This is a genomic window from Isoptericola haloaureus, from assembly GCF_036689775.1.
In the GTDB taxonomy this organism is placed as follows: Bacteria; Actinomycetota; Actinomycetes; order Actinomycetales; family Cellulomonadaceae; genus Isoptericola; species Isoptericola haloaureus.
Genome location: NZ_JBAGLP010000116.1, coordinates 79,781 through 104,124, shown reverse-complemented (window position 1 = coordinate 104,124; position 24,344 = coordinate 79,781). Strand labels below are relative to the sequence as shown.

The window sequence follows — 24,344 nt, the reverse complement described above, 5'->3', positions numbered from 1 at the left end:
CGTCCGGGACGCTCTCGGCTCCGAACCCCGGGCATGGAGACGCTCATCCTCATCGGTCTGCTCGGTGGCCTCGTCACCGGCATCTCGCCGTGCATCCTGCCGATGCTGCCGGTCATCTTCTTCGCCGGCGGCGTCGAGGGGGCGCGGGACCGGGCCGCGACGGGTGAGTCCTCCGCGGACTCCGGAGACACGCCGGGGCGTGCCGGCGTCGACCCGGCCCTCTTCGCCGGTGCGCCGACCGCCGTCCGGGTCGACCGTGCCGGCCGCGTCTCCAGCAGTCCGCCGCGGGGGAGCGGCGGGGCGGCCGTCCTGACGCTCTCCGACGGCGACGAGCCGACGCTCGGGGAGGCCGGCGCGATCCTGACCGGGCCGACCGCCGCCGGTGCTCGCCGTCGGCGTCCGCGGGCGCCCCGGTCCTGGCGTCCCTTCCTGGTGATCGCGGGCCTGGTCGTCAGCTTCAGCGTCTTCACGCTGCTCGGCTCGCTGATCCTCGGCGCGCTCGGGCTGCCGCAGGACCTGCTGCGCTGGCTCGGGATCGCGCTGCTCACCGCGATCGGCGTCGGCATGATCGTGCCCCGGTTCGAGGGGATGCTCGAGCGGCCCTTCCAGCGCATCGCCGCCCTGGGGTCGCGGCGCTCCCCGCGCCAGGACCGCGGTGCCTTCCTCCTGGGTCTCGGGCTGGGCGTGCTGTACGTGCCGTGCGCCGGACCCGTGCTGGCCGCGATCACCGTGGCCGGCGCCACCGGGCAGATCGGACCCGGGACGGTCGCGCTGACGGTGAGCTTCGCCGTCGGCGCCGCGATCCCGCTGCTGGTCTTCGCCCTGGCCGGACGGCGCGTGGCCGAGCGGGTGCGCGGGTTCCAGCGGCACCAGCGCGGGATCCGCATCGGCGGCGGCGTCGTGATGATCGCGCTGGCCGGCGCCCTCGCGCTGAACCTGCCCGCGCAGCTGCAGCGGGCCCTGCCGGACTACACCGGCACCCTGCAGCAGCAGATCGACGCCAACGAGGACGTCCAGGACGCCCTGGAGCTCGGCGGCATCGTCACCGACGCCAACCGCGAGCTGTCCAACTGCACCAGCGGGGACACCGAGCTGGCCGAGTGCGGGACCGCCCCACCGCTGACCGGCATCACGCAGTGGCTCAACACGCCGGACAACACCCCCGTGGACCTCGAGGACCTGCGCGGGACGGTGGTGCTCGTCGACTTCTGGACGTACTCGTGCATCAACTGCCAGCGGGCGCTCCCGCACGTCAACGCCTGGTACGACCGCTACGAGGACGCCGGGCTCGAGGTCATCGGCGTGCACACCCCCGAGTTCGCGTTCGAGCGGGAGACCCGCAACGTGATCGCGGGCGCCGAGGACCTCGGCGTCGACCACCCGATCGCGCAGGACAACGCCTACTCGACGTGGACCGGCTACCGGAACCGGTACTGGCCCGCCGAGTACCTCGTCGACGCCGACGGCACGGTGCGCTACCTGAAGTTCGGCGAGGGCGACTACGCCACCACCGAGCAGCACATCCGCGACCTGCTGCGCGAGGCCGACCCCGACGTCGCGCTCCCGGCGCCGACGGACATCGAGGACACGACCCCGGACTCCGACACGACGCCGGAGACGTACCTCGCGCTCAACAAGGTCTTCAACTATGCCGGGCCGACCGGCTACGGCAGCGGAGAACGTCGCTTCGAGGCGCCGGTGGAGCAGCCGGAGGACACCTTCTCCCTCGACGGTCGATGGGACGTCGACTTCCAGGGCGCGACGGCGACGTCCGACGACGCGACGTTGCGGCTGGCCTACCGGTCCACCGACGTGTACTCCGTGCTGGGCGGCGAAGGCACCGTGACCGCTCGCGTGCTGGCCGACGACGGTGCCGTGCGGGCCGAGCGGGAGATCGACGTCGCGGGCAACCCGACGCTCTACGACGTGCTGCGCGGCGAGGAGCACACCGAGGGCGTCGTGGAGCTGGAGCTGCCCGCCGGGGTGTCGGTGTACACCTTCACCTTCGGCTGACCGACGGCCCGTCGCCGATCGAGCGTCTCTGTTCCTCAGGAATCGCGCGCCGATTCCTGAGGAACAGAGACGCTCGATGCTGCTGGTGCAGGACGGTCAGTCGACGAAGCGCTCCAGCTCGCGCCGGTCGACCGGCGCGGTCGACCGGATCAGCTCCTCGGCGTCGTCCATCCGGTCCCAGACGTTGACCCCCATCGCGCCGTTGACCCGCTCGCCGTCGACCCAGAACACGACGCACTCGCGGTCCTCGGCGGACCCGCTGATCACGACCTCGCCCTCGGTCAGGCCCTTGGCCTCCATGCCGAGGTCGAACTGGTCGGAGAAGAAGTAGGGGAGCACGTCGTACGGCTCGCCGGAGCCCAGCACCGACCGGGCGGCGTGCTTGCCGGTCTCGTCGGCGACGGCCCAGTGCTCGATGCGCAGCAGCCGGTCGTAACGGCGCGACGGGACGGCGGCGATGTCGCCGACGGCCCACACGTCCGGTGCGGAGGTGCGCAGCGTGCCGTCGACGGCGATCCCGCTGCCGAACCCGTCGACGAGGTCGATGCCCGCCTCGGCGGCGAGCCCGACCTCCGGCGTGACCCCGATGCCGACGACGACGGTGCGGGCGTCGAGCACGGTGCCGTCGTCGAGCTCCACGCCACGGACCCGGCCGTCGTCGCTGCGCAGGGCCGTGACGGATCGCCCGTGAAGGAGGCGCACGCCGTTGTCCTCGTGCACCCCGGTGAAGATCCGGGCGACCTCGTCGCCGAGGGAGGCCAGCGGGTGCGGGCCGCGGCCCACGACCGTCACGTCGCGGCCGAGCTGGCGGGCCGACGCCGCGACCTCCATGCCGATCCACCCGTCGCCGACCACCACGACCGGGCCGTCGTCGTCGAGCGCCTCGGCGAGCCGGTCGGCGTCGCGCACGGAGCGCAGGTAGTGGACGCCGTCGAGTTCGGCGCCCGGCACGTCGAGCCGTCGCACGCGCGAGCCGGTGGCCAGGATCAGCCGCGAGTACCGCTGGGACCCGCCGGGCGCCGTCGTGATGGACCGCGCGCCGACGTCGAGCCCGGTGGCGCTGGTGCCGGTGCGCAGGTCGACGCTCTGGTCGGCGTACCAGTCGGCGTCGAGGGGGCGCAGGTCGGACTTCTCGGCCTCGCCGCGCAGGTACTCCTTGGACAGGGGCGGGCGCTCGTACGGGACGGCGGACTCGCCGGCCACCACCACGAGAGGGCCGTCGTAGCCGCCGTGGCGCAGGCCCTCGGTGGCGCGGGCGGCAGCGAGCCCACCTCCGACGACGACGATCGGGTCCATCGGTCCTCCTCGGTGGATGTCCGGCTCTCGGCCCAGCGTGCCACGTCCGGGCGGGGTGCGCCGGTGCGGTCCCGGGCGGTCCCGGGTGCGGGACGTCAGGTGGCGGCGTCGAGGTCCTTCTGCCGGGTGCTGGTCGCCAGCGCGCCGACGAGGAGCACGGCACCGGAGAGCAGCAGGTACAGCGAGAGCAGCAGGGCGATCGTCGTCGCGCCCTCGGCGGGCTGGGCGAGCAGGACGACGCCGAGCACGACCCACAGCACCGCGTTGACGAGCTGCCAGTCCCAGGCCATGGTGCGCGCGGTGCGGCCGCGCAGGCCGGCGACGACACCCATCACGCCGGCCGCGCAGGCCCAGACACCGACGACGAGGACGAGCAGGTCGGCGGTCATGGAGGGCCAGAGCACCACCAGCAGGCCGGCGACCACGCTCGCGAGCCCGGCGACGAACCGGACGGTGACCTCCTGGGCCGCCGGTCCCGACTCCTTCGCCGGTCGGTTCTCGATCGCGAGGAGGGCGCCCTGCGCGACGATGACGAGTCCTACGAGCCAGCGCAGCCAGGTGATCCCCTCGTCGGGGTTGATCAGCAGCAGGACGCCGACGACGAGATAGGCGGCGGCCCGCAGATAGACGAGCCCCCACAGTCGGCGGGCTGTCCCGGCGGTGCGCTGCGAGAGCGGCGTCGCCGCGTCGTCGGCCATGGTCGTCCTCCTGGTCGTCGGTCCCGTGGTGGCGATGCTACGAGCACGGAGCGGTTCTCGCGCCCTGACGTGCGATGACGGCCCCCCTCGGCGTCCGTCCGGGCTCGGCCGATGCTTGCGCCGACCGGGGCGCGGGCCCTAGTGTGCGATGCGGTGACACGAGTCACTACGAGTCTCGACGGAGAGGAACTCGCATGTCAGTCCCGTCCCCGCGCGGCAGGTCCCGCCGCGCCCTGGCCCTGGGAGTCACCGTGGCCGCTCTGCTCGGCACCGCCGGCGCTGCCGGACCGGTGGCCGCGTCCCCGCCTCAGCAGGTCGACCCGTACGACCCGGACCTCGGCCCGAACGTCACGGTCTTCGACCCCTCGACCCCGCAGGCCGAGATCGAGGCGACGCTCGACGAGCTCGCCGACCAGCAGACCGACGCCGAGATGTCGACCGACCGCTACAGCGTCCTGTTCACGCCGGGCAGCTACGGCTCGGCCGAGGAACCGCTGCAGGCGCGTGTCGGGTACTACACCGAGGTCGCGGGTCTCGGTGCCGCCCCGGGCGACGTCGACGTGCACGGGGCGATCGAGGTCTACAACCGCTGCCTGAACGACATCCCGGGCAGCCCGAACTGCATCGCGCTGGTCAACTTCTGGCGCACCCTGTCGAACCTGCACCTGACCGTCGACGGCGCGGGCCAGGACGGTTGCCGCGCGTCCGCGAACTTCTGGGCCGTCTCGCAGGCGGTGTCGATGCGCCGCCTCGACGTCGACGGGTTCGTCTCGCTCATGGACTACTGCACCGACGGTCCGCAGTACGCCTCGGGCGGCTTCATCGCCGACTCGCGGTTCGACACCGCGCCGCTGAACGGGTCCCAGCAGCAGTGGCTGACCCGCAACAGCGAGATGCCCGAGTGGTCCAACGCCGTGTGGAACCAGGTGTTCTCCGGCGTCGTCGGCGCACCGGACGACTCCGCGTTCCCGGACCCGCCGTACACGACGCTCGACACCACACCGGTGAGCCGGGAGAAGCCGTACCTCTTCGTCGACGACGACGGGCGCTGGAACGTCCGCGTCCCCGCGGCGCAGAGCGGCACGCGCGGCGTGAGCTGGGCCGACGGCACGACCGCCGGGCGCACCGTCGGGATCGAGGACTTCTTCGTCGCCCGGCCGGGCGACTCGGTCCGCGAGATCAACACCAACCTGGCCCGTGGCAAGCATCTGCTGCTGACGCCGGGCGTCTACGACATCGCGGAGACCATCGAGGTCAAGCGTCCCGACACCGTCGTGCTCGGCATGGGTCACGCCACCCTGACCGCCGTCGACGGCGCCGTGCCGATGAAGGTCGCCGACGTCCCCGGCGTCGTCGTCGCGGGTGTGACGATCGACGCCGGCGAGACGGAGTCCGAGCTGCTGCTGCAGGTCGGCAAGGCCGACGGCGAGCACGGCCACCGCGCGGACCCGGCGAACCCGACCACGCTGTCGGACGTCTACTTCCGCGTCGGCGGCCCGCACGTGGGGTCCACGGACACCGCGCTCGAGGTGAACTCCGACCACGTGCTCATCGACCACACCTGGGTCTGGCGCGGCGACCACGGCGTCGAGGGCTTCCCGACCGGCGGCGAGAACGGCGTGAACGGCGACACCGTGCGCTGGAACACCAACATCGGCCGCACCGGCGTGCGCATCAACGGTGACGACGTCACCGCCACCGGGCTGTTCGTCGAGCACTTCCAGGAGTTCAACACCGTGTGGAACGGCGAGCGCGGCACCACCGTGCTCTACCAGAACGAGCTGCCCTACGACCCGCCGACTCAAGCCCACTGGACCCGTCCGGACGGCACGCTGGGATGGGCCGGGTACAAGGTGGCCGACGACGTCACCGAGCACACGCTGCACGGTGGCGGGGTCTACGTGTTCAACCAGAACAACCCGGAGATCGTCACCGAGAACGGCTTCGAGGTCCCGGAGACGCCCGGCGTGACGCTGCACCACGTCATGACGGTCAACCTCTCGGCCGGGACCATCAACCACGTGGTCAACGGCGTCGGTGACGCCGTGCCGCCGTCGACCGTCGGCGTCCCGGAGTACGTGGAGCAGTACCCGGCGCCCTGATGCCGGTCGGTGGATGACCCCCTCGACGCTGTGGGCGTGAAATCTGCAGGTTACCCCGGCGGAGACCTGCAGATTTCATGCCCACAGCGGTCTCGCGGGGATCATGTCGACGCGCGGACGACGACGCGGCTCGGCTCCGTGGGCCCGGGCGGCAGGGGCTTGCCGTCCAGCACGGCCTCCACGCTCGCGGCCAGGTGCTGCGCCTGCGCGGCGCTGGGCTGGGCGATCGTCGTCAGCGGCGGATCCGCCAGCGCGGCGGCCGGCACGTCGTCGAGCCCGACGACCGCGAGGCGACCGGGCACCTCGACGCCCGCCGCGCGTGCCCCGGCCAGCACGGCGAGCGCGACCTCGTCGTTGTAGCAGGCGACCGCGTCGACGCCGTCACGCGACCACCGCCGCACGACCTCCGCCGCCGGCACGCCGGGGTCGACGACGGCGAGCTGCGGCTCGGGCAGTCCGGCCTGCGCGCAGGCCCGGCGCACGCCGTCCGTGCGCAGCTCGGCGAACTCGCGCAGCCGATCGTCCGGCGTGGTGGCGATGGCCAGATGTCGGTACCCGTGCGCCCCGAGGTGCTCCACCTGCAGCTCGCCGAGGCCCCGCTGGTTCCCGGCGTCGATGCCGGGGTGCCCGCCGTCGTCCACGGACCCTGCCCCCACGACCTCGATGCCGGCCTGGCGCAGCGCCCGCAGGTCCTCGGTGGGGAAGTGCGTGAGGCCGACGACGACCCGCGGTGTCACGGCCTTCCACAGCTCGCGCAGCGGTCGCGTCGAGCGGTGGTGGTGCACCAGCAGGAAGAGCCCGCGCCGGGCGAGGTTGTCGGTCAGCAGGTCCAGGACGGTGTCGACGACGGGGCCCGTGGGCCAGTCGGGCAGGACGCACACGACCAGGTCGCTCTGCCCGCGGCGCAGTGCGCGGGCGGCGGCCGACGGCGCGTACCCGAGGTCGGCTGCCGTGGCCAGGACGTGGTCGCGCGTCGCGGTCGAGATGTTCGTGCCGGGGGTGTCGTTGAGGACGTAGCTGACGGTGGTCCGGGACACGCCGGCGGCGCGTGCGACATCGGCACTGGTGACGGGCATGGATCCTCCACGACGGTGTGGGGCGCACTCTACGCGGCGGGCCGTGACCGCGGGTGCAGGAGCCACGCGGCGACGGCCGCCAGGGCCGCGACGACGAGCCAGACCAGGCCGTGCGTCAGGGCGTCCCGGGCGTGCGCGGCCAGGTCGGCCGCGGAGGCGAGGTCGACGTCGGCGAACTGCGTCGACAGGTAGAGCCGGTTCCCCCAGCGGAAGCCGTCGGCGACCGCGAGGCCGGTGCCGATCACCAGGACGAGGCGCAGGAGTCCGTGGAGGCGGTCACGGGAGGTCGACGGGGGCGGTGCGGACACGGGCCACACCCTAGCGGCGGCCGTTGAGCAGCCGCACCCGCCTGGACAGGTGTATCAACTGACTGGTACACACGGGTCCCACCGATCGAACCGACGGAGGTCCTCGCCGTGCCGCTGTTCCTGTTGCTGACGTTCTCGCAGGAGGCGGTCGGGCTTCTAGCTGCCCTCGTGGTCCTCGTCGTCCGTCGGCGGTCCGCCCGCGCACTGCAGGTCACGACGGGCGTCCGCGCGGTGGTGCTCTCCGGCCTGGCGCTCGCCCTGGCCTTCCTGGCCGCGCGGCAGTGGAGCGGCATCGGGCCCTTCGTGAGTATCCCCGACACGCTGCGCGGGTTGTACGGCGCCACCCTCTACACCGGGCCGCTGATCGCCGGACTGATCGCCCTGGCCGTGTTCCTCGTTCCGGTCCGTCGTCGTCGGTCCGGTCGCTCCGCGGTCCTGGCCCGGCGGACTCTGCTGACCTTCGTCCGACCGTGGTGGCTCGTCGCGGCGTCCATGGCACTGGCCGTGGTCGTCGTCCTCACGGTCGCCCTGGGTCTCGTCTCCCGGCCCGACGACCAGGGGCACTACCGGATGTTCCTCATCGAGGCCGGGGAGACCGCCGTCGGGACGCACATCTACGGCTGGTACTACTCCGTGCCGTGTCTCGTGCTGATCGCCGTCCTGCTGCTGCTGGCGTACTTCGACCTCGTGCTCGTCGCGCGTCCGGCGGTGGTGGGCGACCACGAGACGGACGTGGCCCAGCGGACCTGGCGCTCACGCGCCGTCCTCGGGGTCGTCGTCGGCGCGCTGCTGCTGCACCTGTCCGCGGTCCTCCACTCGCTTCGCGGCGCGCTGATGGTGCGCGGCTCCTCGTCCGAGACCGGATCGCTGCAGAGCGCGTTCGCGCCGCTCGCGGAACCCCTGCGGCTGGCCGGGGACGTCGTCCAGGCCGGTGGTTGGTTCGTGTGGTTCTTCCTGCTGCTGGCGGCGCTGGTTGCCCGCCGCGCCGCGCGGCAGCGTGAGGCGGCTCCCGCACCCGTGACGGAGGGCTGAGCGGTGGCGCTGCGCATCGCGCTGACCGGCAGCACGCCACCGGCGGACCAGATCCGCGACCAGATCCGGGGCCTCGTCACCACGGGGCAGCTCGGCGCCGACGAGCGGCTGCCCTCGGTCCGACAGCTCGCCGCCGACCTCGGGGTGGCGGCCGGCACCGTGGCCAAGGCCTACCGCTCGCTGGAGACGGACGGGGTGCTGGTCAGCCGCATCGGGTCCGGCACCCGGGTCAGTGCGACCGCAGGTGCCGCGCCGCGCGCCGTCGTCGAGAGTGCGCAGGGTCTGGCGCGGGCCGGGCGCGGAGCGGGGATCGACCTGGACGACGCGGTCCGGGTGCTGCGAGCCGTCTGGGCGGACGGCACGCCGGGAGAGCCGCCTCCGGAGGAGCCTGCCAGGGAATGACAAGAGGCCCCCTGACCGTGCTGGTCAGAGGGCCTCTCGGCTGGTCGGGGTGACAGGATTTGAACCTGCGACCTCTTCGTCCCGAATCAAGAAAGCATCTGCAGAAGCGCGCGCGGAGCGGCGGAATCTTGCCCATGGCGGTTCGTGGGCGTCCGCGCGTGACCGGACGCTTCGTGAAGCAGTTAATGAAGCAGGGGGTCGCCTCGCCAGGACTCGTGAGAGCCTACTTCGGGAGGGTCGGACGCGGATGCAGCCATGCGCCTCTTGCTCGGCCCTAGGTCGATCGCGTGCTCTGTCCTCGACCAACTGGGCGGCCGTGGTGCGGTCTTCGGCCGGATACTTGGTGAGCACTAGGGCAGGGAGTTCCTCCAATGCGTCGGCCAGTGCGGAGAGTAGGCGGCCGTCGTCGTCGACGGGGTCGAGAAGGTCTCATTGGCTCTGGGCGCGAAGCCTGGCAAGCGTCTCCCGGGCCTTGGGGGAGAGCTTCGCTGGGTCTCTCTGCTCGACAAACTCGAGGAACTGTTCGAGCCCAGCCATCTGGTCGTTGCTGTAGACGTCCTTGGTTGGGCGACTCAAGAGGTCGTCGATGTCGTCGACTGTCAGGACATCGACGATCAACTCGAAGCGCATCAGCATGACGTTACTGTTGTCATAGCTGCGCGTGAAGTCGACTTCCCTAAGCCACTTATCCCGGAGGGCTCGGCGAACCGCTGTAGAGCGCATGGAGCTGGGCAGTTCGATCGTTTCCATCCACTTGCCGCCGTCAAAGACCTCGTAAAAGCGGCGCGCGTTGTATCCGCTTCTTGTGCGCTGCACGAGCGCCTCGATCTCGGCGACGGTCTCGTCGCTGATGTATCGCGTGATGAGGTCGTAGGCGAGGCTGGCGAGCGAGATGTAGTGGACTGCGAGGTTCGGCTCTACATCGGTCGCAGGCGTGTGGACCTTCTCGTTGCGGAGGAACTGCACCCCCAGGTGGAGATAGCCGACTCCGCGGAAGAAGTCCCTCTCCACGTCGCTGCTCGGCTCGTCCTTGCCGAACAGGACTCGCAGGTACTTGTCACTCTGCGCGTTCTGGCTGAAGACCTTGTCTGCGCCCTCGAAGCCGGTGAGTTGGCGGAGCTTCTCGCGTACCACCTTGTACGCCTCTTCGACTGCGTGGAAGTAGTGGCCGACGGCCAGGTACGGCTTGATGTGAGTGTGGATGTCTTCGTGGATCTCGATGGAGACCCGGTTGTCGGTGACGGTCGCCTCGGTCGTGATAGCGACGGCCGACGCTTGCGTCGATGTGCTGGCGTTGCCGCCTTCGGTCGCGAGGCTGTCAGCGATCTGCCGGACCTTCGTGATCTGCTCGTCGGAGACATTCGCGTTCCAGGAGCCGATCAGGTTCTTCGCTTCCATATATTCCGCGAGCACCCGCAGAGTCGCAGAGACCTCGGTATCCGAGCCGACCTGCCATAGTGCCCGTAGGCGTCTGGCCTTGGACGGTCCCTCGGCCGTGTATCGCGCGGCGTTTATATCGATGCCGGCGCTTGCGAGGTGTTCGGCGAAGCTGGCGTCAGAGAAGTCCAGCACGTAGCCGCCGCTCATGTCGAGGATCGCTTCCAGATAGGTCTTCTGGGCGACCGAGAGTGAACTCACGGTGTGCTCGTACTCATCACGCGGCGTCTGGCCTCCATCATCAGTAGTATTCCCGGACGTAACCGAGGGCCTTCTCGAAGACGTCGGCGTCGCGGATCTTGAACTGGACGTAGAGGGTCTTGCGGAGTGCCTGCTGGACTTCCTTGTCGCCTCGGATGGTCGACTGCCAGCCTTCGAATCGGACGCCGCGGAGGACCTCGTCGATGCGGTTGACGATGTTCTCGACGATGACCGGGGTGCCGTCGGTCTTGAGGGCGCTGAAGAGTTCGGTGAGTGCGGCCTTGCCCTGCTCTTCGCGGGGCACCTCGTTGACGGCCTTCTCGGCCGCGACGGTGTCGCGCGCGAGTTCGAGGAGCTCGCGTAGGAAGTCAAGGAGTCCTTCTGCGTCAAGACCGCGATGCTGCGCGAGATCGGATGGGGCCGCCAGGTCATCGTCTCCTCCGACCCCAAGGGCGAATGGGTGCCGCTGGCTCGGGCGCTCAGCGGGCAGGTCGTCGCCGTCGGACCGGGCAGCGGCAACGTCATCAACCCGCTCGACGAAGGCACCCGCCCGCCCGACGTCGACCCGGCCACGTGGCGTGGGCTCGTCGGCTCCAGGCGATCGCTCGCCCTGGAGTCGATCTGCACGACCCTGCGACCAGGCCGGGTGCTCGACGAGTTCGAGCGCACCGTCCTGGACCGCGTCGTCGAAGCCATCGACTCTGGCGACGTGGTGGCGACCGTCGCGGCCGTCGTCGATTGGCTCGAGCGGCCGCCGTCGACCCTGCGCGACGAACTCGGCGACGCCGGAGCCGAGGCGCCCACGGCGCTACGTCTGGTGCTTGGCCGCCTCGTCCGCGGGCCGTTGGCCGGTATGTTCGACGGCGACTCCACCGTGGCTCTCGACCCGGTGGCGCCGATCACCGTCGTCGACACGTCCGCCATCGTCGGCGCCGCGCCGGAATTGCGGGCGATTGCCCAGGCCGCGACCTCGGCGTGGATCGACGCGACCCTGCGCTCGGGTGACGGCCGCTGGCGGTGCGTGGTGTCTGAGGAAGGCTGGGACGAGCTCCGCAACCGCGCCCAGGCCCGCGCGATGGACGAGCGGCTGCGTATGACGAGCCAGTGGCGGTGCTCCAACTGGCTGATCTTCCACGAGCTCGCCGACATCACCCAGTTTGGCGAGGCCGGCTCGGCGCACCGCAACCAGGTCAAGGGCATCATCACCAAGTCGGCGATCAAGATCCTCTACAAGCAGTCCGCGGCCTCGATGGCGCTGCTCGACGAGATCGTGCGCCCCACCCAGGCCGAGGCCGACCTGCTCGCGTCGCTGCCGCAGGGCGTTGGTGTCTGGCACATCGGGGAGTCGACACCGGTCCTCGTCGCCCCTATCGCCGGCCCAACCGCCTACGCCCTGATCGACACCAGCGCCGGCCGCGAGGGCTGACTCGGGTCCTCGAGTCCATATCGAGACGAGACACCGACATCGGTGCCTACCCGCCGCAGCGCCAAGACCCGATCACCCCCACTGCGGAGTTGGCCAGCGCACGCGAGAGGCGTGCGGCGTCCCGGACGGCTCGGTCGAGTTCGGCGCGGGACCGGGCGCGCTGCCGCTTTCGCTCGTGGGCGATCAGCACATTGCTGAGGGTGTCTACGTCGGACAGGGTGGCAGACCGCCGTCGGTATCCCTCCGGGTCGAGTGCCTGCAACCAGTCGGCGAACCTGCGGACTCGGCCGGGCATGTCCGCCGGGATCAGGTCGTGACGGCGCAGGACGTCGATCGGGATGACCTCGATCGGCGCCTGGCCGAGGTGCCGCTCCTCGAGCTGGACGACGCCGAGCGAACGAGCGCGCAGGAAGACCCCTGCCAACTCTCCCCGCCGGTAGTCGTGCGCCTGCCGGATGGGCTCCCAGTCTGGATCGTGCTGGTCGTTCAGACCACCGATTCTCGCCGACTGTCCGGGGAAGCGTCCGGCGCGGGTTCCCTCCGCCAAGCCGGACCTTCTGGCGACCTCGCGGTCCAAGGCCGTGCACGTGTCGCACAAGGTCTGGGCCTGCCGGAACATCGACATCGGCCAGTCGCCCACCAGGCATGCCGTGCACAGTTGTCCGACGGTGATCGCGCTGGCGCCGCGGGTCGCCAGAGCTTGGACGGTCTGGGTATCGGGGCGTCGCTCCACCCGACCGCTCTCGAGCAGAACCTTGTCCTGGACCACAAGTACTCCCTTCGCACTTCCCGACGACGGTCACCGTCGGGCCGGTCTCCCTCCGAGGCACCGTGCGCGAGGTCACGCGGTTGCCGGACCAGCACGCGGAGGGCGTGTCGCTGGCCGCTCTTGACCTGGACAGAACGTATCGCATGCCGCCGACATGGGCTGGATCCGATGACCTTCGACGATGAGCGTCGGCGGCAGCCCGTACCGTCGGCCGTGATGAATCTCCGCCGCTTCCGCGTCCACGCCCGGACCTTGCCTGACAGGTCGGCACGGTGACCGTGTCGGGCGTTCATCGCACATCGGTGGCGTCTCTGCGCCCTTACGAACGACTGCCGCACCGGTTGGCCCGGGTCGTCACCGTCCCCCGGCTCAGGACGCCAGACCTGACCAGCGGAATGCTGACGCTGGTGACCCTGCAATCCCGCGAGGCGTACCAGGTGCTAGCCCGTGACGGTGTCCTGTGCGGCGACCCGATGCTGGGGGATCCGGACTTCAGCGAGGCCTACGGCTGGATGGCCGAGCAGATGCGCCACCGACTTCCGACCACCGGAAACGGCATGCTCTGGGCCTGGGCTCGAACACCGCGTACCGCCGTCGTCGAACACGCTCGCCAAGTTCCGGGCTCCGTTCTGCTGACCCTCCGGGTCGCACGCGACCGGGTGCTGTTGTCGGACTACATCGACTGGCACCAGGTACTCAACCGGTGCATCAACATCGCTCCGCTTCCCGGTGAGACCGATGCCGAGTGGGGACGTCGGTTCGACGTCGAGTGGGACGCGTGGGACGAGCGCACTCGTTGCTTCGACCGCGTGGCGCTCGCTCTCTGGCCGCTCGACCTGCGCGCTGAGATCGAAGCGTCGTGGGAGGCGATCTTCGACCTCGCCACGATCCCGCCCCATCGGTCCCTGCAAGCGACAGTGCATGAACTGACCGAGCGGGACGTCGTGCGGGCTGTGCGCATCAACTGACCGGCGACGATGGCGCGTGCCGCCACGGCATGCAACCTCGTCAACACGAACTGGTCGCGAGGGTCGTTGACGGCAGCAGGGCACAATCGAAGAAGACCCGAGGTGTGGACCTCGTCCGTTGCGGAAGAACTGGCTGGCATTCGGCTCAATGAGTTGTCGAGCGGCCGAGGCGGAGGTTGAGCTGCTCCTCAACGAGGTGCTGCTTCGGGATGAGCTCCTCCATGGTGGCAACGATGTCGTCCTCGTCGGCTTCGTCGAGTACTCGCGCTTCTTCCTCCAGGAGCCCGGCGTACTCCCAGAGCAGTGCATGGACGGCCTTCTGGTCGCGGTCCGGGAGGGCCAACGCGGCCGTGAGGATGACCGGGACGTCGAAGCGGGCCGGGGCGATGGCATCCGCGCCAGGTAGCAGGTCGATCCGACGCAGGACGTCGTGATCATCCGAGAGGATCCGGGGTGCGTTCAGCAACGTGAGCACTCGCCGGTATTCCAGCCCGTTCATGATTCCCACGACAACTCCGGCCACGACGAAAGCGCCAGCTGCGACCAGGATGATGTTCGTTGCCGAGGGGAACGCGAAGGCCACGAAGAAGGTGACGACGGCCGCGAGGACGAGCCCGGACGAAGCCCAGCCGAGCCGGTCGCCGCTCCGGTTGAGGACTTGCCGGTTGTGATTGGCCTGAACGACTTCGTCGACTAGAACTGCCGCCGCGTCATCGGCGGTGTCCGGAGCGACGACGATGACCGAAGGAATCGGCTTTTGCCATCCGTTCGCGAAGAACGCGCTGAACCGCAGGAGCCGACTCGGGGCGGCCACATGGACGACCCGAGTCGCGAGGAAGCTGCTGGCGGGTGGGGACGAAGTCGGCACGTCGGAACGGTACATGGGCTGTCGCCTCGAAGACAGCATTGGCGATCTCAGGGGCCCGCCTGGATGGGACGGCCCGTTTGGCTTCCACGCCCGGGTCGAGGTGGCAGCTTCGATATCGGAAGCCAGGTTGGGCGTACCACGGCGATGTGTGGGGTGAAGTCCGCATCCGCGGGCGCGCATCGCCGTCGAGAGGGCCGTCGTGACCAGCCAGGGGTACGTTCCGCAGCGCCGTGAGCGCTCCGACCGGCTCGGTGGCTCCGCGGCCACGCTGTTCGGCCGACTCGACGACGGGGATTCGGGCGCAACCGGCGAGGTCCAGCAGCACGGCCGAGCCTGGCTCGAGCGCGTCGAGCATCGGACCCGGTCGACGGGGCTCGCGTGGTGGTTGCGGCGGTACGGCGGCGCCTACCGGCGCATGGCTGCGCTCAACGACACCGAGGTCGCCCAGGCGCTTGGCATTGCCTGGCTCGCCTACGCGTGCGCTGCGGTGATCGCTGCGATCGTCGTCGGCCCATGGTCGGTCATCGTCATCGTCATCGTCCCGTCCGGCATCGTGGGGCTGGTAGCCACGGCCGTCGCGCTGGTCTGGTGGTTCGGCTACCGGCGTTCGGGGGCGCAGCTTCGCCATCAGATGCTCGCCCGCGATGGCCTAGCTGTACTGACCCAGCAGGTTGTTGACATGGCGAGAGACCTCCGGGTCGAGTGGGAGCTGTCTAGGAACCCGGCTCGTACCAACGGAGGTCTCTCGTGTCCCACGCTAACGCCCGTCTGACGCCCGCTGGAAGACTCACGATGGTGCGACGGATCGCAGCCGGACGTCCGGTGGCGCATGTGGCCGCGGAGATGGGTGTCTCGCGCACCACGGCGTGGCGGTGGTGGCGTCGTTATCGCCAGCAAGGACGGGCGGGGCTGGTGGACCGGTCCTCCCGCCCGCTCTCGTGCCCGCACCGCACCAGCGCGTGCGTCGAGGCAAGGATCCGGATCTGGCGGCACCTGGCCAGGCGCGGGCCGGTCGACCTGGCGCGCCGGGTCGGGGTGCCGGCTTCGACCGTCGGGCGGGTTCTGGCCCGCCACCAGACCCCGTTGCTCGGCCAGTGCGACCCGATCACCGGGCAGGTCATCCGCGCCTCACGTCGCACTGCCCGCCGCTACGAGCACCCGCATCCGGGATCGCTGCTGCACATCGACGTCAAGAAGCTCGGCCGCGTCCCCCACGGGGGCGGGTGGCGAGTCCACGGGCGCCGCGAAGAGGTCCGTGGGCGCGGGATCGGCTACGACTACGTCCATTCCGCGATCGACGACCACTCCAGGCTGGCCTACGCCGAGATCCACGCTGACGAGAAGGGCGCCACCTGCGCCGGGTTCCTGACCCGGGCAGCGCAGTTCTACGCCAGCCACGGCATCACCATCGAGCGCGTCCTGAGCGACAACGCGAAGAACTACCGCCAGTCGTTCGCGTTCCGCGACGCCGCCGCCGTGCTGGGCATCCGGTTGAAGTTCATCAACCGCACTGCCCCTGGACCAACGGCAAGGCCGAACGCCTCAACCGGACCCTGGCCACCGAGTGGGCCTACACCCGGGCCTACCAGAGCAACGAGGAACGAACAGCAGCCTTGCCGACCTGGCTCAAGCACTACAACCTGGAACGACCCCACACCGGCATCGGAGGCCTCCGCCCCATCGACCGCATCAACAACGTCCCGAGTCAGTACACCTAGCACGCGGCAGGGAGGTCGCCGAGCAGGTCGGTGCGGTCGTCCACCTCGCGTCGGCCGAGACGGTCCGCCCGACGTTCACCGCCGAAGCGCAGAGCGAGGGCCGCACCGTGAACCCCGAGGACGTCGCGTTCCTGCTGGGACACACCTACGGCGAGGAGGTCTGGGTCGGCCTGGAGCGCCCGGTCTATGTCCTCGGCCCGGCCCGGTCGGGCAAGGGTGTCGGCGTCGTCGTCCCGGCCATCCTCGCCGCGCCTGGTGCGTGCGTCACGACGTCGACACGCACGGACAACCTCGAAGCCACCGCCGGATGCCGGGCGGAGCGCGGACCGGTCGAGGTGTTCAATCTCGAGGCGTCGGGCGGCCGCCCGCACACGATCCGGTGGAGCCCGCTGGAAGGCTGCGAGGTCCCGCGCATCGCGATGAAGCGCGCCAAGCTCCTGGTCGGCTCCTCGGGCCTGGGTGGGGACAACGCCGTGTGGGCCACGAGCGCGGGCGGCATCGTCATGGCTCTGCTGTACGCGGCGGCGATCTCGGGACGGACCATCGCCGACGTCTACCGGTGGTCCAAGAGCCCCGACGCCTGCAAGGAGGCCATGCAGGTACTCGAACGCGCCGCCCACCTGCCCCAGTACTGCTCGACCTCGGGCGAGCAGGGCGACTGGCACACCACGATCCGCTACGTCATGGGCGAGGAAGTGCGGATGAAGGCGAACAAGTGGTTCGGCGTCGAGAACGCGTTCGTTCCGCTCATGGACCCGCACGTGCGTGACCGCCTCGCCATCCGCCTCACCGACGACGCCGGCCACCGGCTCCCGGGCACCTTCGACACCGAGGCCTTCCTGCGCGAGCGCGGAACCTGCTACATGATCTCGGCCGGCACCTCGACCACCGCGGAGACCTCCGGCACGGTCGGCACCTTCTACTCGCTGTTCCTCGACCACGTCACCGACATCGCCCACGAGCTCGCCCAGCGCTCACCGGGCGGCCGCCTCGACCCGCCCCTGACACTGGTCCTGGACGAGCTCGCGAACATCCACCCCTGGCCGGGTGCCGCGCGGATGAGTTCGGCCGGGTCCGGTGAGGGCATCCAGCTCGTCGCGGTCTTCCAGTCCCGTTCCCAGGGGCAGGACGCCTACGGCGACGACGTCGAGGAGACGATCTGGAACAACTGCCTCAACGTGCTGCTCCCCGGCGTCAAGGCACCCGAGGTGCTGTCCGCGCTCTCCCAGACCCTCGGGGCCGAGGACCGCACCACCACCTCGGCGAACTACAGCCTCCGCGAACCCTTCAGCCGCTCCTGGCAGACGCAGACCGCCCAGCAGGCCACGGTCGAGCCTGGCGAGATGCGCCGTCTGCCCAAGGGCCACGCGCTCGTCATCGAAGCGGCGATGCGGCCCATGCTCGTCGACCTCATCCCGTACTGGCACGGGCCCCACGCCGAGGCCGTCGCCCGGAGTCGCACCTGGTACGCCGAACACGACGGGCAAGCCGTCCCGCCCGCGACCACGGCCCGGAACGGCTCCCGGACTCTCGGCGAGGTGGCGTGATGGGCTACGACGGCAACGAGCAGGCCTGGGGTCCCGGCACCCGTCGAGACGCGACACGTGTGAGCCGGCCACCGCAGGTGTCGCACGGCGACGGCGGGCCGCCCGCCAACGACCCGTTCAGCAGGTCCGGCGGCCTGGGACCGTTCGCGAAGGCCAAGGGCGGCGGCTGGGCGCGCGTCGACGCGATGTTCCCGGTCCAGCACGACCCTGGCGTCTTCTCCTGGATGGACGCCGACGTCGCCACCCGCGCCGCGGCGATGCAGCGCCTGGACAGGTTCGTCGAGTGGCTGTGCGCCACCTTCGCGTTCGGTGAGGTCATCACCCCGTGCTGGAGCCTGCACCCCGCAATAGTCCAGGAGCTGTGGGCGCTGGAGCGGTATCACCGCCTTGCGCACGACGACGGCGCGAACCTCGCCGAGCCCGTCCGCTGGCTCAACCAGCTCGCCTCGACCCGCACACGACTCGGCGCCGAATGGCGTGCGCGGGCCTGCGACTACCAGCACGTCGAACCCATCGCCGAGGCCGCCAGCCGCATTGCCGAGCGTCGCGGCTACTACCTCGTCGACTATTGGCCCGACGGCGAGATCCCGCTCGAGGACCCGCCCGGCGGGTTCGCCTGGCAGCGCTGGTCGTGGCCCGACGTCGACGAGTCTGGTGCCGAGATCACGCCGCCCGACCATATCGGGACGGGCAGAGTTCGCAATCGTTCGGGAGAACCTGCGCGAGATGGTGGGCGAGGGAGTCCGTCATGAGCGTCGATCTCGCCCACCAGCTCGAGTCGATCTTCCACGCCGAGGCCGACGTCGGCGGTCTGCTCGGACCTCTCGCGGCGGCTCCGCTGGCCGAGCCCACGGCGGACCGGATCCGCCGAGTCGTCGCGGACGCCTCGCCCGCGGTGCGGGTCGCCATGCATCGGCGACTCATCCGAATTCATGAAAACCCGAGCGATTCCACAATCGACTCGCCATGTGGCGCGGATCACAAGGGGTTAGTGTCCTTTTCACGCGTGGTCGACCAGAGTCCTGAGCAATGGGGTGCCCAGACATGACGACAACGACACAACAGCGCTCCACCGACGCACACAACGGTGTCGCCAGCGAGCCGGGGGCCGCCCAGATCGCCGCGCCGCCGAAATACCGGCGGCGCCCGCTCCTCGTCATCGTGAGCCGCCCCGGCGTGTCCGGAGACTTTGAGGGTTGCGTCAGGCCGCATCGCTGGGCGCTTTCGTTGACTGTAGTAGAACGCTTCGGCTTCGATGGAGGTGAGATCGTCGATCGATCCGTGGGTGCGCTCGGTGTTGAACCAGTGGACCTTGTCGGCCCTGATCTTCATGCCGTCGTCGGCGTTCGCGTCCGCAGCCTCGTCCCTCGCCCGCTCGCCGTCGCCTTCTTCGGCCGAGGATCCTGGGGCCTCGCCGTCGGACTTCGTGCTCTACGTCGCTTCAGCGCCTGACTCGGGCGGGGCGTCGGCCGCGGATTCCTCGAGGTCGGCGCAGCCCTACAGACCGAGAGCCAGAAACTGCGGCGAGCGCGATTGATGAGACGACGTTCCTGCGGGCGCGCGGTTCGGCCGCTGAACGACACACGATCGGGGTCCCCTGCATTGGGTGCGGAGCCCATCAGTAGCCGGGGCCATCACGTAAGCCGACCGGGCGCGATTTCACCCAGACGTCGGCATCGGATCCGCCATTGGTCTCCAGTGCGTGTCAAGCCGCTCGAGCGTCGCATCCTGCCTGCGAAGCCAGTAGTTGCCCGCCAGGTCGCGGAACTTCACGTTAACGAGGACGCCGTCCTGGTTGTCGTGGAAGAACTCAGGGTTGATCCTCATCGGGCGGTCCGGTGTCGGGCCGAGCACCTGCCACCTGGTGACGTCGAGCAACTCGCTGACCCCAGGATCGGTGCTGTAGAGCTCTACACGCACGTCGAAGACGGGGTGTGACGAGTAGTTGGCCACGAGAACTCTTGGGACGACCTTCTGGTACTTCGTCGGCCCGGCCTCCAGGGCACGCCCTGAGCTGCTGCTGTATTGAAACCAGCCGATGACACCCTGGGCTTGGGCGCGCCGGCGCTCCCAAGCGAGCTGTTGTTCGCCGAGTGTGCGCGCTCGATCCGCGGCTGCCTCCAGCGTGCGCGCACGGCGTTGCTGTATCCCGTCACGAAGCGCGAGCAGCATAGCGAGGACGACGGCGGCGAACGTCGCCAGGGCGCTGATCCAGTCGGCAGTCACAGGCAGATTCTGCACTGGACGTGCTCGGTCTGCGTAGTGAGAACGCGCGGCCGTATGCAGGCTACGCCCTGTGGCGAATGATCACTCCTTGGCGGTCGCTGCGAAGATCGCTCCCTCGACCCCGACGGCCGTCCGTGACGGTTGTGCGTTCGCTCCCCATGCCGTCAGCGCCTCTATGTAGGCGGCGTAGTCGTCGGTTCGCCACGGCCGTAGTGCCAAGTCGGTGTGGGAGTTCACCCAGGTCAGCACCCGATCATCTAGCACCGGTGCGGCCCCTTCACGGTCGTGCACGCCGCGTGCCGTGGCCGCGTACAGCCACTTCGTGAAGAACGCCGGACCCAAGTGCTTGATCCGCCCGCGTGAGTCGTTGGCCAAGTAGCGGAAACCCTCCACGGGCCCATTGCGACGCGCGATGGCCACCGACTCGGTCAGCCGCTCCACCACTCCTGTGCTGAGTGCGAAACCTTGCGGTTTCTCCTGGCCGGTGAGGGCCTGGCGTGTGCGGAATGGGCCGTACCCGGTGTCGCCGTGGCCCCATACCATCGTCACAACGAATGCGCCGACGACCTGATCGGACCCGAGGAGCATTTCTGCGAGGCGGCACATCTGTGCCCGGTCGAGTTCACGGGGCAGAACCTCGAGCCCTGCTTCGGCGCCGTCGATGCCATCGAGCCACCTGGCCCACACCTGCCGATCAGCCCGGGCGCGCACAGACTCCGTTACCGGTGCGGCGAGGAGATCGGTTACCGCCGCCGACCGCGGCGAAACGGGCTCGCTCGAGGCATCAATGCTCATCCCGGCATCGTCGCACGCCGGCGCGCCACCCTTGCGCTGAGACGCGCCGGTCCGAAGGAGTCGTAACCGCAGCCCCACACGCGAAGGTCGAACAGCGCCAACCGGCTGGTAGGTGTGCGTGCTCGTGAGGTGCGGTTCACTCCGACTCGGGGAGGTTGGCGGCGCATGGCTCAATCACGGCCGACTGTCTCCTGCGAGATCCAGCCGCGATCTCACCTGTTACTCCGGGCCGGAGTTCAGGGCATTCCCCTGGTGTACGCATCCGCTGGCTTCAGGGAGAACCGATGGCCTCGACCGAACTGCGAGAGCAGATCCACGGGCTGCTCGCCGCTGGGCTCAAGCAGCGGCAGGTCGCCGTGTACCTGGGGATCGGTCAGGCGACCGTCTCGGATCACAAGCGCGCACTGGTCGCGGCCGGGCATCTGCCGGCCCGCATGCCTGTCGGGGCGCGCGGCCCGGGCGGCTCGGTCGTCGACCTGGTGTCAGCAGATCCGGCGTCCGGACGGTCCAGGGTCGAGGTGCTCCTCGAGCATGCCGAGCTCAAGGCATCGACGCTACGCTCTGCGGCGCACACTTTCGCTGAGCACATCGTCGGCGCCGACGAGTGGGTCACCGACGGCGCCTACCGGGAGCAGGTGCGTGGCCTCGCGGCGGATGCCGTGGGGGAGGCCATCGCCGACCTCGAGCGGATCGCCGTCGACCTCGGCCTTCGGACTGCGGGACGGGCGCGGTGAGCGGGCGTCGGCCCCTGGCGGGTGCGTTGTGGCCGGGGGTCCTGCTGTGCACGGTCGCGGCGGTCATGGCGTTCACGCTGTCGTTCAACGCACTGCGGGCCGTCGGTATCGCTTCGGGCATCACCTCGCGGCTGGCGTGGATGTTCCCGTTGACGATCGACACTGTCATCCTGTTCGGCACGTGGGCGGCGTTCCGGTTCCGCGCCCGCGGCGCTGCCGGCACCTGGTACGCCTGGGTGCTGCTGGTCGTCTTCGCTGCCGCCTCGTGGACCGGCAACTTCTTGCACGCTGAGCCGGTTCCCGTCGGGCACATGGAGCTCTCCCGTCCGGTCGCGTCCCTGTTCTCCTCGGTGCCGTCATTGTCGCTGCTGCTGACTACTCACATGCTCGTGTTGATCGCCGTACGGCGCGGCGAGGAACGCGACCACGAACCCGCCGCTGAACCTGCCGCTGTCGCCGTCTCCGCACGAGCCAACGGGCCGGGCGTTCCCGCGCGGGCGCAGATCGTCGCCGGCGCCGACACAAGCGAGTCGCGCTCGGGCGCCCTGGTCGCCCAGGCGGCGGAGCCATCGGGCACCGATGTCGAGCAGGCCGCCGAGAAGGCCGACGGTTTCGCTGCGTGGGTGGCTGCCCAAGAGAAGGCGGGGGTCCGCCCGACCGGACGGATGGCCGTCGAAGCGGGGTTCGCCGGCTCCGAGGCGACCGGGCGGCGATGGCTACGAAACCTGCGATCCCAGATGCCACACCGCAAGGAGGCCGAGGCATGACGACCCTGACCCACGCCCCACCCGCGGACCCGGCGGCCTCGATGGGCGATGACAACGAGATCGGCGCCCGTGTGCTCGGTCTGGCTGCCGACGTCGAGGGCTACGTGCACCGGCGCCTTCGCACTGCCGGAACCACCGCCGTCGTGCGCGACGAGCTCGGCGACCTCGCCAATGCTACGAGCGAGGTCGTCGGCGACGTCGTCGAGATCCTGTGGACCAAGCGCGACCAGTGGACCACCCTGTGCGACGAGGACCAGCGCCGCTGGACGTTCGCCGTCGCCCGCAACCTCGTCGCCCGGCGCGCGAAGAAGGCCTACGCGACCCATGTGCACAAGAGCGAGCTCGTCCCGCTCCTGGACGGCAGGGGCGAACCGACGGCTTTCGATCCACGACTGGCCGCGCTCGCCGAGCTGTGCCTGCTCATCGAGTCACGCCTCGGAGACGCCGCCTGGGCGACGATCGCTGCAGCCATCGGTCGCAACCACTCACCGCACCTGCGCGCCGACGTCGCCGCCGCGCTGCAGGCAGTGGCCGCAGGGCGTGTGCCGTCGACTCGAGCCATCGTGCGTCGCTGCCGGGTTGACTGGCGGCCCTGGGCCCTGGCACGTCTCGAAGCTGGCGAGCCGCTGCGCCCGCCCGACGCCGTCGACCTCGGCCTTTTCGCGACCCTCACCGAAGCAGCGTCCAACCTGACCAGGTGGTGGGTCGAGCAGCGCACCGCGTTCGATCAGCTCATCGACGCCGCCAGTCTTGCCGCTTCTGGCCTGGTCGACCACCTAGGGCGTACCGAGCCAGCACGCCGTGAGGCCGCGTCCGATCTGCTCGTGTGGATATCGCACGCCGGCCCCGCGACCGCAGCGGCGTAGACCCGAACTACTCAAGGACCCTTCTGCTGTACAGCGCCCGGCCGCCATTGGGCGACAGTATGACCCCGCCTGCGCAAAGTCGTGCGAGTGGGACTCCCCGTCTCGAGCCGCCTGTGGACAGTGGCGTCAACGGACGAAGGTGTTCTGCAGCGCGATCTGAGGAGGACGGACGGGATACCAGGACTTGAGTGGGTTCCGTTCGGACGTCGAACGCTTGTACCAGCGCGGGGGTCGCCCAGGGCTCTTGGACGCCTGGTAGCCGATAGCAGATCCGACGATCGCTCCTGCAATCCCGGCGACGGGCACCGCAGCAAGGCCAGCGAGTGCTGTAACGCCGGAGCTTGCGCCGACAATCTTCGGATCAGTCCACGCCTTGGCAACACCGGCCGCAGACAGCCCCTTGAGGCCCGCCTTCGTCAACCTGCTCGCAAGTTCTTCCTGCGTACGACGCTTCACGTTTTCATCGAGCGCTTCCTCGCACAAGGGGGACCCGTCGGCAGCCTTCGCCGTCGTGAGCCATCGCTGGAAGTTGCCCTCTGCCTGAGGCTCGCCCCACACGGAGGAGTACACCGAGCGCGCCTGCGACATCGTGAAGTACGTGGGCAAGAAGTCCAGCGCGGCACTCGTATGTACCAGCTGTTCCCGCCAGTAGGCGACGAATGCCGCTCTCAGTGGGTCGTGGGTGAGTAGCGGACCTGCTCCGCCCCCCGCGTCATCCCAGGGGGCGAGGAGCGGCCAGTCCTCTGCGTCGCCCAACTCGACTGCCGCGATGGGGAGCACCACTGAGAGCAGCAGATTCGGCGTCTCGCCGGAGTAGTCGACACCCGCGTTCTCCAACCGCAACCCTTCAAGGACCTCCGCGGGCACTGGGTCTGTGAGCGCGACTTCGACCAGCGCCCGACCACGTCGCAGCACGTCAGACGGATCTGAGACTTCCGCGCTCAGCCAGTTCCCTCCTGGACGCAGGGTCGAGACCCTGAACTGCGATACCTGTCCGTCGACCACCGGCCGCAAGGCGACAGGCGCGACGGTCACTCGAAGAGTCCCCATGAGGCGATCGTACCCGGCTCTTGCGCCGGACGCACTAACCGTCTA

25 protein-coding genes, 1 pseudogene and 1 riboswitch are annotated in these 24,344 nt (G+C 69.8%); of the genes and pseudogenes, 15 read left to right on the top strand and 11 right to left on the bottom strand.

Annotated elements, in window-relative coordinates:
• Positions 1–33 precede the first annotated feature (33 nt).
• The gene (locus V5O49_RS05965; RefSeq protein ID WP_332901430.1) at positions 34–2,013 is read left to right on the top strand and encodes a cytochrome c biogenesis protein DipZ; all 1,980 of its coding nucleotides are present in this window, start codon (positions 34–36) and stop codon (positions 2,011–2,013) included.
• A 96-nt stretch (positions 2,014–2,109) separates the two neighbouring features.
• On the opposite strand, the gene V5O49_RS05960 is transcribed toward V5O49_RS05965, so the two are convergent.
• The gene (locus V5O49_RS05960) at positions 2,110–3,309 is read right to left on the bottom strand and encodes an NAD(P)/FAD-dependent oxidoreductase (RefSeq protein ID WP_332901429.1); all 1,200 of its coding nucleotides are present in this window, start codon (positions 3,307–3,309) and stop codon (positions 2,110–2,112) included.
• 95 nt (positions 3,310–3,404) lie between these two features.
• Positions 3,405–4,007 carry an HdeD family acid-resistance protein gene (locus V5O49_RS05955; RefSeq protein WP_332901428.1) on the bottom strand — a complete coding sequence of 201 codons (603 nt, stop codon included), beginning with the start codon at positions 4,005–4,007 and terminating at the stop codon, positions 3,405–3,407.
• Positions 4,008–4,201: 194 nt separating this feature from the next.
• Here V5O49_RS05955 and V5O49_RS05950 point away from each other — a divergent pair, with 194 nt between their 5' ends.
• Positions 4,202–6,109, top strand: a complete 1,908-nt coding sequence (locus V5O49_RS05950) for an adenylyl cyclase (RefSeq protein ID WP_332901427.1) — start codon at positions 4,202–4,204, stop codon at positions 6,107–6,109.
• 101 nt (positions 6,110–6,210) lie between these two features.
• Here V5O49_RS05950 and V5O49_RS05945 read toward each other — a convergent pair whose 3' ends face one another.
• Both V5O49_RS05945 and V5O49_RS05940 read right to left on the bottom strand, forming a co-directional pair.
• A complete protein-coding gene (locus tag V5O49_RS05945; RefSeq protein ID WP_332901426.1) occupies positions 6,211–7,185 on the bottom strand; it encodes a LacI family DNA-binding transcriptional regulator in 975 nt (324 codons plus the stop codon).
• A gap of 29 nt (positions 7,186–7,214) precedes the next feature.
• Positions 7,215–7,493: a hypothetical protein gene (locus V5O49_RS05940; RefSeq protein WP_332901425.1), complete on the bottom strand. Its 279-nt coding sequence runs from the start codon at positions 7,491–7,493 to the stop codon at positions 7,215–7,217.
• Between the two features lie 108 nt (positions 7,494–7,601).
• Here V5O49_RS05940 and V5O49_RS05935 point away from each other — a divergent pair, with 108 nt between their 5' ends.
• Positions 7,602–8,525, top strand: a complete 924-nt coding sequence (locus V5O49_RS05935) for a hypothetical protein (protein WP_332901424.1) — start codon at positions 7,602–7,604, stop codon at positions 8,523–8,525.
• Positions 8,526–8,528: 3 nt separating this feature from the next.
• A complete protein-coding gene (locus V5O49_RS05930; protein ID WP_332901423.1) occupies positions 8,529–8,927 on the top strand; it encodes a GntR family transcriptional regulator in 399 nt (132 codons plus the stop codon).
• Positions 8,928–9,356: 429 nt separating this feature from the next.
• On the opposite strand, the gene V5O49_RS05925 is transcribed toward V5O49_RS05930, so the two are convergent.
• Together V5O49_RS05925 and V5O49_RS05920 are read right to left on the bottom strand one after the other, a co-directional pair.
• Entirely contained in the window at positions 9,357–10,565 is a 1,209-nt protein-coding gene (locus tag V5O49_RS05925; RefSeq protein ID WP_332901422.1) for a TIGR02391 family protein, read from the bottom strand.
• 40 nt (positions 10,566–10,605) lie between these two features.
• Positions 10,606–10,869 carry a hypothetical protein gene (locus V5O49_RS05920; protein WP_332901421.1) on the bottom strand — a complete coding sequence of 88 codons (264 nt, stop codon included), beginning with the start codon at positions 10,867–10,869 and terminating at the stop codon, positions 10,606–10,608.
• A gap of 93 nt (positions 10,870–10,962) precedes the next feature.
• Here V5O49_RS05920 and V5O49_RS05915 point away from each other — a divergent pair, with 93 nt between their 5' ends.
• Positions 10,963–11,991 (top strand): hypothetical protein, encoded by a 1,029-nt coding sequence (locus V5O49_RS05915; RefSeq protein WP_332901420.1) that lies wholly within the window; start codon positions 10,963–10,965, stop codon positions 11,989–11,991.
• A gap of 46 nt (positions 11,992–12,037) precedes the next feature.
• Here V5O49_RS05915 and V5O49_RS05910 read toward each other — a convergent pair whose 3' ends face one another.
• On the bottom strand, positions 12,038–12,760 hold the full coding sequence (locus V5O49_RS05910) for a hypothetical protein (RefSeq protein WP_332901419.1): 723 nt from the start codon (positions 12,758–12,760) through the stop codon (positions 12,038–12,040).
• An 8-nt stretch (positions 12,761–12,768) separates the two neighbouring features.
• A riboswitch (SAM riboswitch) is annotated at positions 12,769–12,886 on the bottom strand.
• 146 nt (positions 12,887–13,032) lie between these two features.
• On the opposite strand from V5O49_RS05910, the gene V5O49_RS05905 reads away from it, so the two are divergent.
• Positions 13,033–13,728 (top strand): DUF3841 domain-containing protein, encoded by a 696-nt coding sequence (locus V5O49_RS05905; protein ID WP_332901418.1) that lies wholly within the window; start codon positions 13,033–13,035, stop codon positions 13,726–13,728.
• A 145-nt stretch (positions 13,729–13,873) separates the two neighbouring features.
• Here the strand turns inward: V5O49_RS05905 and V5O49_RS05900 are convergent, their stop codons facing one another.
• A complete protein-coding gene (locus V5O49_RS05900) occupies positions 13,874–14,596 on the bottom strand; it encodes a hypothetical protein (protein WP_332901417.1) in 723 nt (240 codons plus the stop codon).
• 199 nt (positions 14,597–14,795) lie between these two features.
• Between V5O49_RS05900 and V5O49_RS05895 the strand changes: the two genes are divergently transcribed.
• The 6 genes and pseudogenes from V5O49_RS05895 to V5O49_RS05870 all read left to right on the top strand — a co-directional run bounded on the left by V5O49_RS05895 (position 14,796) and on the right by V5O49_RS05870 (position 19,313).
• The gene (locus V5O49_RS05895; RefSeq protein WP_332901416.1) at positions 14,796–15,368 is read left to right on the top strand and encodes a hypothetical protein; all 573 of its coding nucleotides are present in this window, start codon (positions 14,796–14,798) and stop codon (positions 15,366–15,368) included.
• Positions 15,344–16,314, top strand: a pseudogene (locus tag V5O49_RS05890) (IS481 family transposase). Before V5O49_RS05895 ends, V5O49_RS05890 begins: the two are co-directional and overlap by 25 nt.
• A gap of 107 nt (positions 16,315–16,421) precedes the next feature.
• Positions 16,422–17,861 carry a type IV secretory system conjugative DNA transfer family protein gene (locus tag V5O49_RS05885; RefSeq protein WP_332901415.1) on the top strand — a complete coding sequence of 480 codons (1,440 nt, stop codon included), beginning with the start codon at positions 16,422–16,424 and terminating at the stop codon, positions 17,859–17,861.
• Positions 17,861–18,613: a hypothetical protein gene (locus tag V5O49_RS05880; protein ID WP_332901414.1), complete on the top strand. Its 753-nt coding sequence runs from the start codon at positions 17,861–17,863 to the stop codon at positions 18,611–18,613. Before V5O49_RS05885 ends, V5O49_RS05880 begins: the two co-directional genes overlap by 1 nt.
• Positions 18,610–18,909 carry a hypothetical protein gene (locus V5O49_RS05875; RefSeq protein WP_332901413.1) on the top strand — a complete coding sequence of 100 codons (300 nt, stop codon included), beginning with the start codon at positions 18,610–18,612 and terminating at the stop codon, positions 18,907–18,909. The genes V5O49_RS05880 and V5O49_RS05875 overlap by 4 nt, the downstream gene beginning before the upstream one ends.
• Positions 18,906–19,313 carry a hypothetical protein gene (locus V5O49_RS05870; protein WP_332901412.1) on the top strand — a complete coding sequence of 136 codons (408 nt, stop codon included), beginning with the start codon at positions 18,906–18,908 and terminating at the stop codon, positions 19,311–19,313. Before V5O49_RS05875 ends, V5O49_RS05870 begins: the two co-directional genes overlap by 4 nt.
• 207 nt (positions 19,314–19,520) lie before the next feature.
• Here the strand turns inward: V5O49_RS05870 and V5O49_RS05865 are convergent, their stop codons facing one another.
• Positions 19,521–20,087 carry a hypothetical protein gene (locus V5O49_RS05865; protein ID WP_332901411.1) on the bottom strand — a complete coding sequence of 189 codons (567 nt, stop codon included), beginning with the start codon at positions 20,085–20,087 and terminating at the stop codon, positions 19,521–19,523.
• An 81-nt stretch (positions 20,088–20,168) separates the two neighbouring features.
• Positions 20,169–20,882, bottom strand: coding sequence for an 8-oxoguanine DNA glycosylase OGG fold protein (locus tag V5O49_RS05860; RefSeq protein WP_332901410.1), 714 nt, complete (start codon positions 20,880–20,882; stop codon positions 20,169–20,171).
• A 284-nt stretch (positions 20,883–21,166) separates the two neighbouring features.
• Here V5O49_RS05860 and V5O49_RS05855 point away from each other — a divergent pair, with 284 nt between their 5' ends.
• From V5O49_RS05855 to V5O49_RS05845, 3 genes are read left to right on the top strand one after another with little or no spacing between them, the layout of a single operon-like run.
• Positions 21,167–21,616, top strand: coding sequence for a hypothetical protein (locus V5O49_RS05855; protein ID WP_332901409.1), 450 nt, complete (start codon positions 21,167–21,169; stop codon positions 21,614–21,616).
• Positions 21,613–22,383 (top strand): DUF2637 domain-containing protein, encoded by a 771-nt coding sequence (locus tag V5O49_RS05850; RefSeq protein WP_332901408.1) that lies wholly within the window; start codon positions 21,613–21,615, stop codon positions 22,381–22,383. The genes V5O49_RS05855 and V5O49_RS05850 overlap by 4 nt, the downstream gene beginning before the upstream one ends.
• On the top strand, positions 22,380–23,249 hold the full coding sequence (locus V5O49_RS05845) for a hypothetical protein (RefSeq protein ID WP_332901407.1): 870 nt from the start codon (positions 22,380–22,382) through the stop codon (positions 23,247–23,249). Before V5O49_RS05850 ends, V5O49_RS05845 begins: the two co-directional genes overlap by 4 nt.
• A gap of 126 nt (positions 23,250–23,375) precedes the next feature.
• Here V5O49_RS05845 and V5O49_RS05840 read toward each other — a convergent pair whose 3' ends face one another.
• A complete protein-coding gene (locus V5O49_RS05840) occupies positions 23,376–24,299 on the bottom strand; it encodes a hypothetical protein (RefSeq protein ID WP_332901406.1) in 924 nt (307 codons plus the stop codon).
• Between the last annotated feature and the right edge of the window lie 45 nt (positions 24,300–24,344).

Bases quoted from the DNA above. Each gene is read 5' to 3' on its own strand.
- V5O49_RS05945 (WP_332901426.1), bottom strand. From the start codon at position 7,185: ATGCCCGTCACCAGTGCCGATGTCGCACGCGCCGCCGGCGTGTCCCGG.
- V5O49_RS05870 (WP_332901412.1), top strand. From the start codon at position 18,906: ATGACGACAACGACACAACAGCGCTCCACCGACGCACACAACGGTGTC.
- V5O49_RS05880 (WP_332901414.1), top strand. From the start codon at position 17,861: ATGGGCTACGACGGCAACGAGCAGGCCTGGGGTCCCGGCACCCGTCGA.
- V5O49_RS05845 (WP_332901407.1), top strand. From the start codon at position 22,380: ATGACGACCCTGACCCACGCCCCACCCGCGGACCCGGCGGCCTCGATG.
- V5O49_RS05960 (WP_332901429.1), bottom strand. From the start codon at position 3,309: ATGGACCCGATCGTCGTCGTCGGAGGTGGGCTCGCTGCCGCCCGCGCC.
- V5O49_RS05840 (WP_332901406.1), bottom strand. From the start codon at position 24,299: ATGGGGACTCTTCGAGTGACCGTCGCGCCTGTCGCCTTGCGGCCGGTG.
- V5O49_RS05965 (WP_332901430.1), top strand. From the start codon at position 34: ATGGAGACGCTCATCCTCATCGGTCTGCTCGGTGGCCTCGTCACCGGC.
- V5O49_RS05950 (WP_332901427.1), top strand. From the start codon at position 4,202: ATGTCAGTCCCGTCCCCGCGCGGCAGGTCCCGCCGCGCCCTGGCCCTG.
- V5O49_RS05955 (WP_332901428.1), bottom strand. From the start codon at position 4,007: ATGGCCGACGACGCGGCGACGCCGCTCTCGCAGCGCACCGCCGGGACA.
- V5O49_RS05855 (WP_332901409.1), top strand. From the start codon at position 21,167: ATGGCCTCGACCGAACTGCGAGAGCAGATCCACGGGCTGCTCGCCGCT.
- V5O49_RS05915 (WP_332901420.1), top strand. From the start codon at position 10,963: ATGCTGCGCGAGATCGGATGGGGCCGCCAGGTCATCGTCTCCTCCGAC.
- V5O49_RS05875 (WP_332901413.1), top strand. From the start codon at position 18,610: ATGAGCGTCGATCTCGCCCACCAGCTCGAGTCGATCTTCCACGCCGAG.
- V5O49_RS05860 (WP_332901410.1), bottom strand. From the start codon at position 20,882: ATGAGCATTGATGCCTCGAGCGAGCCCGTTTCGCCGCGGTCGGCGGCG.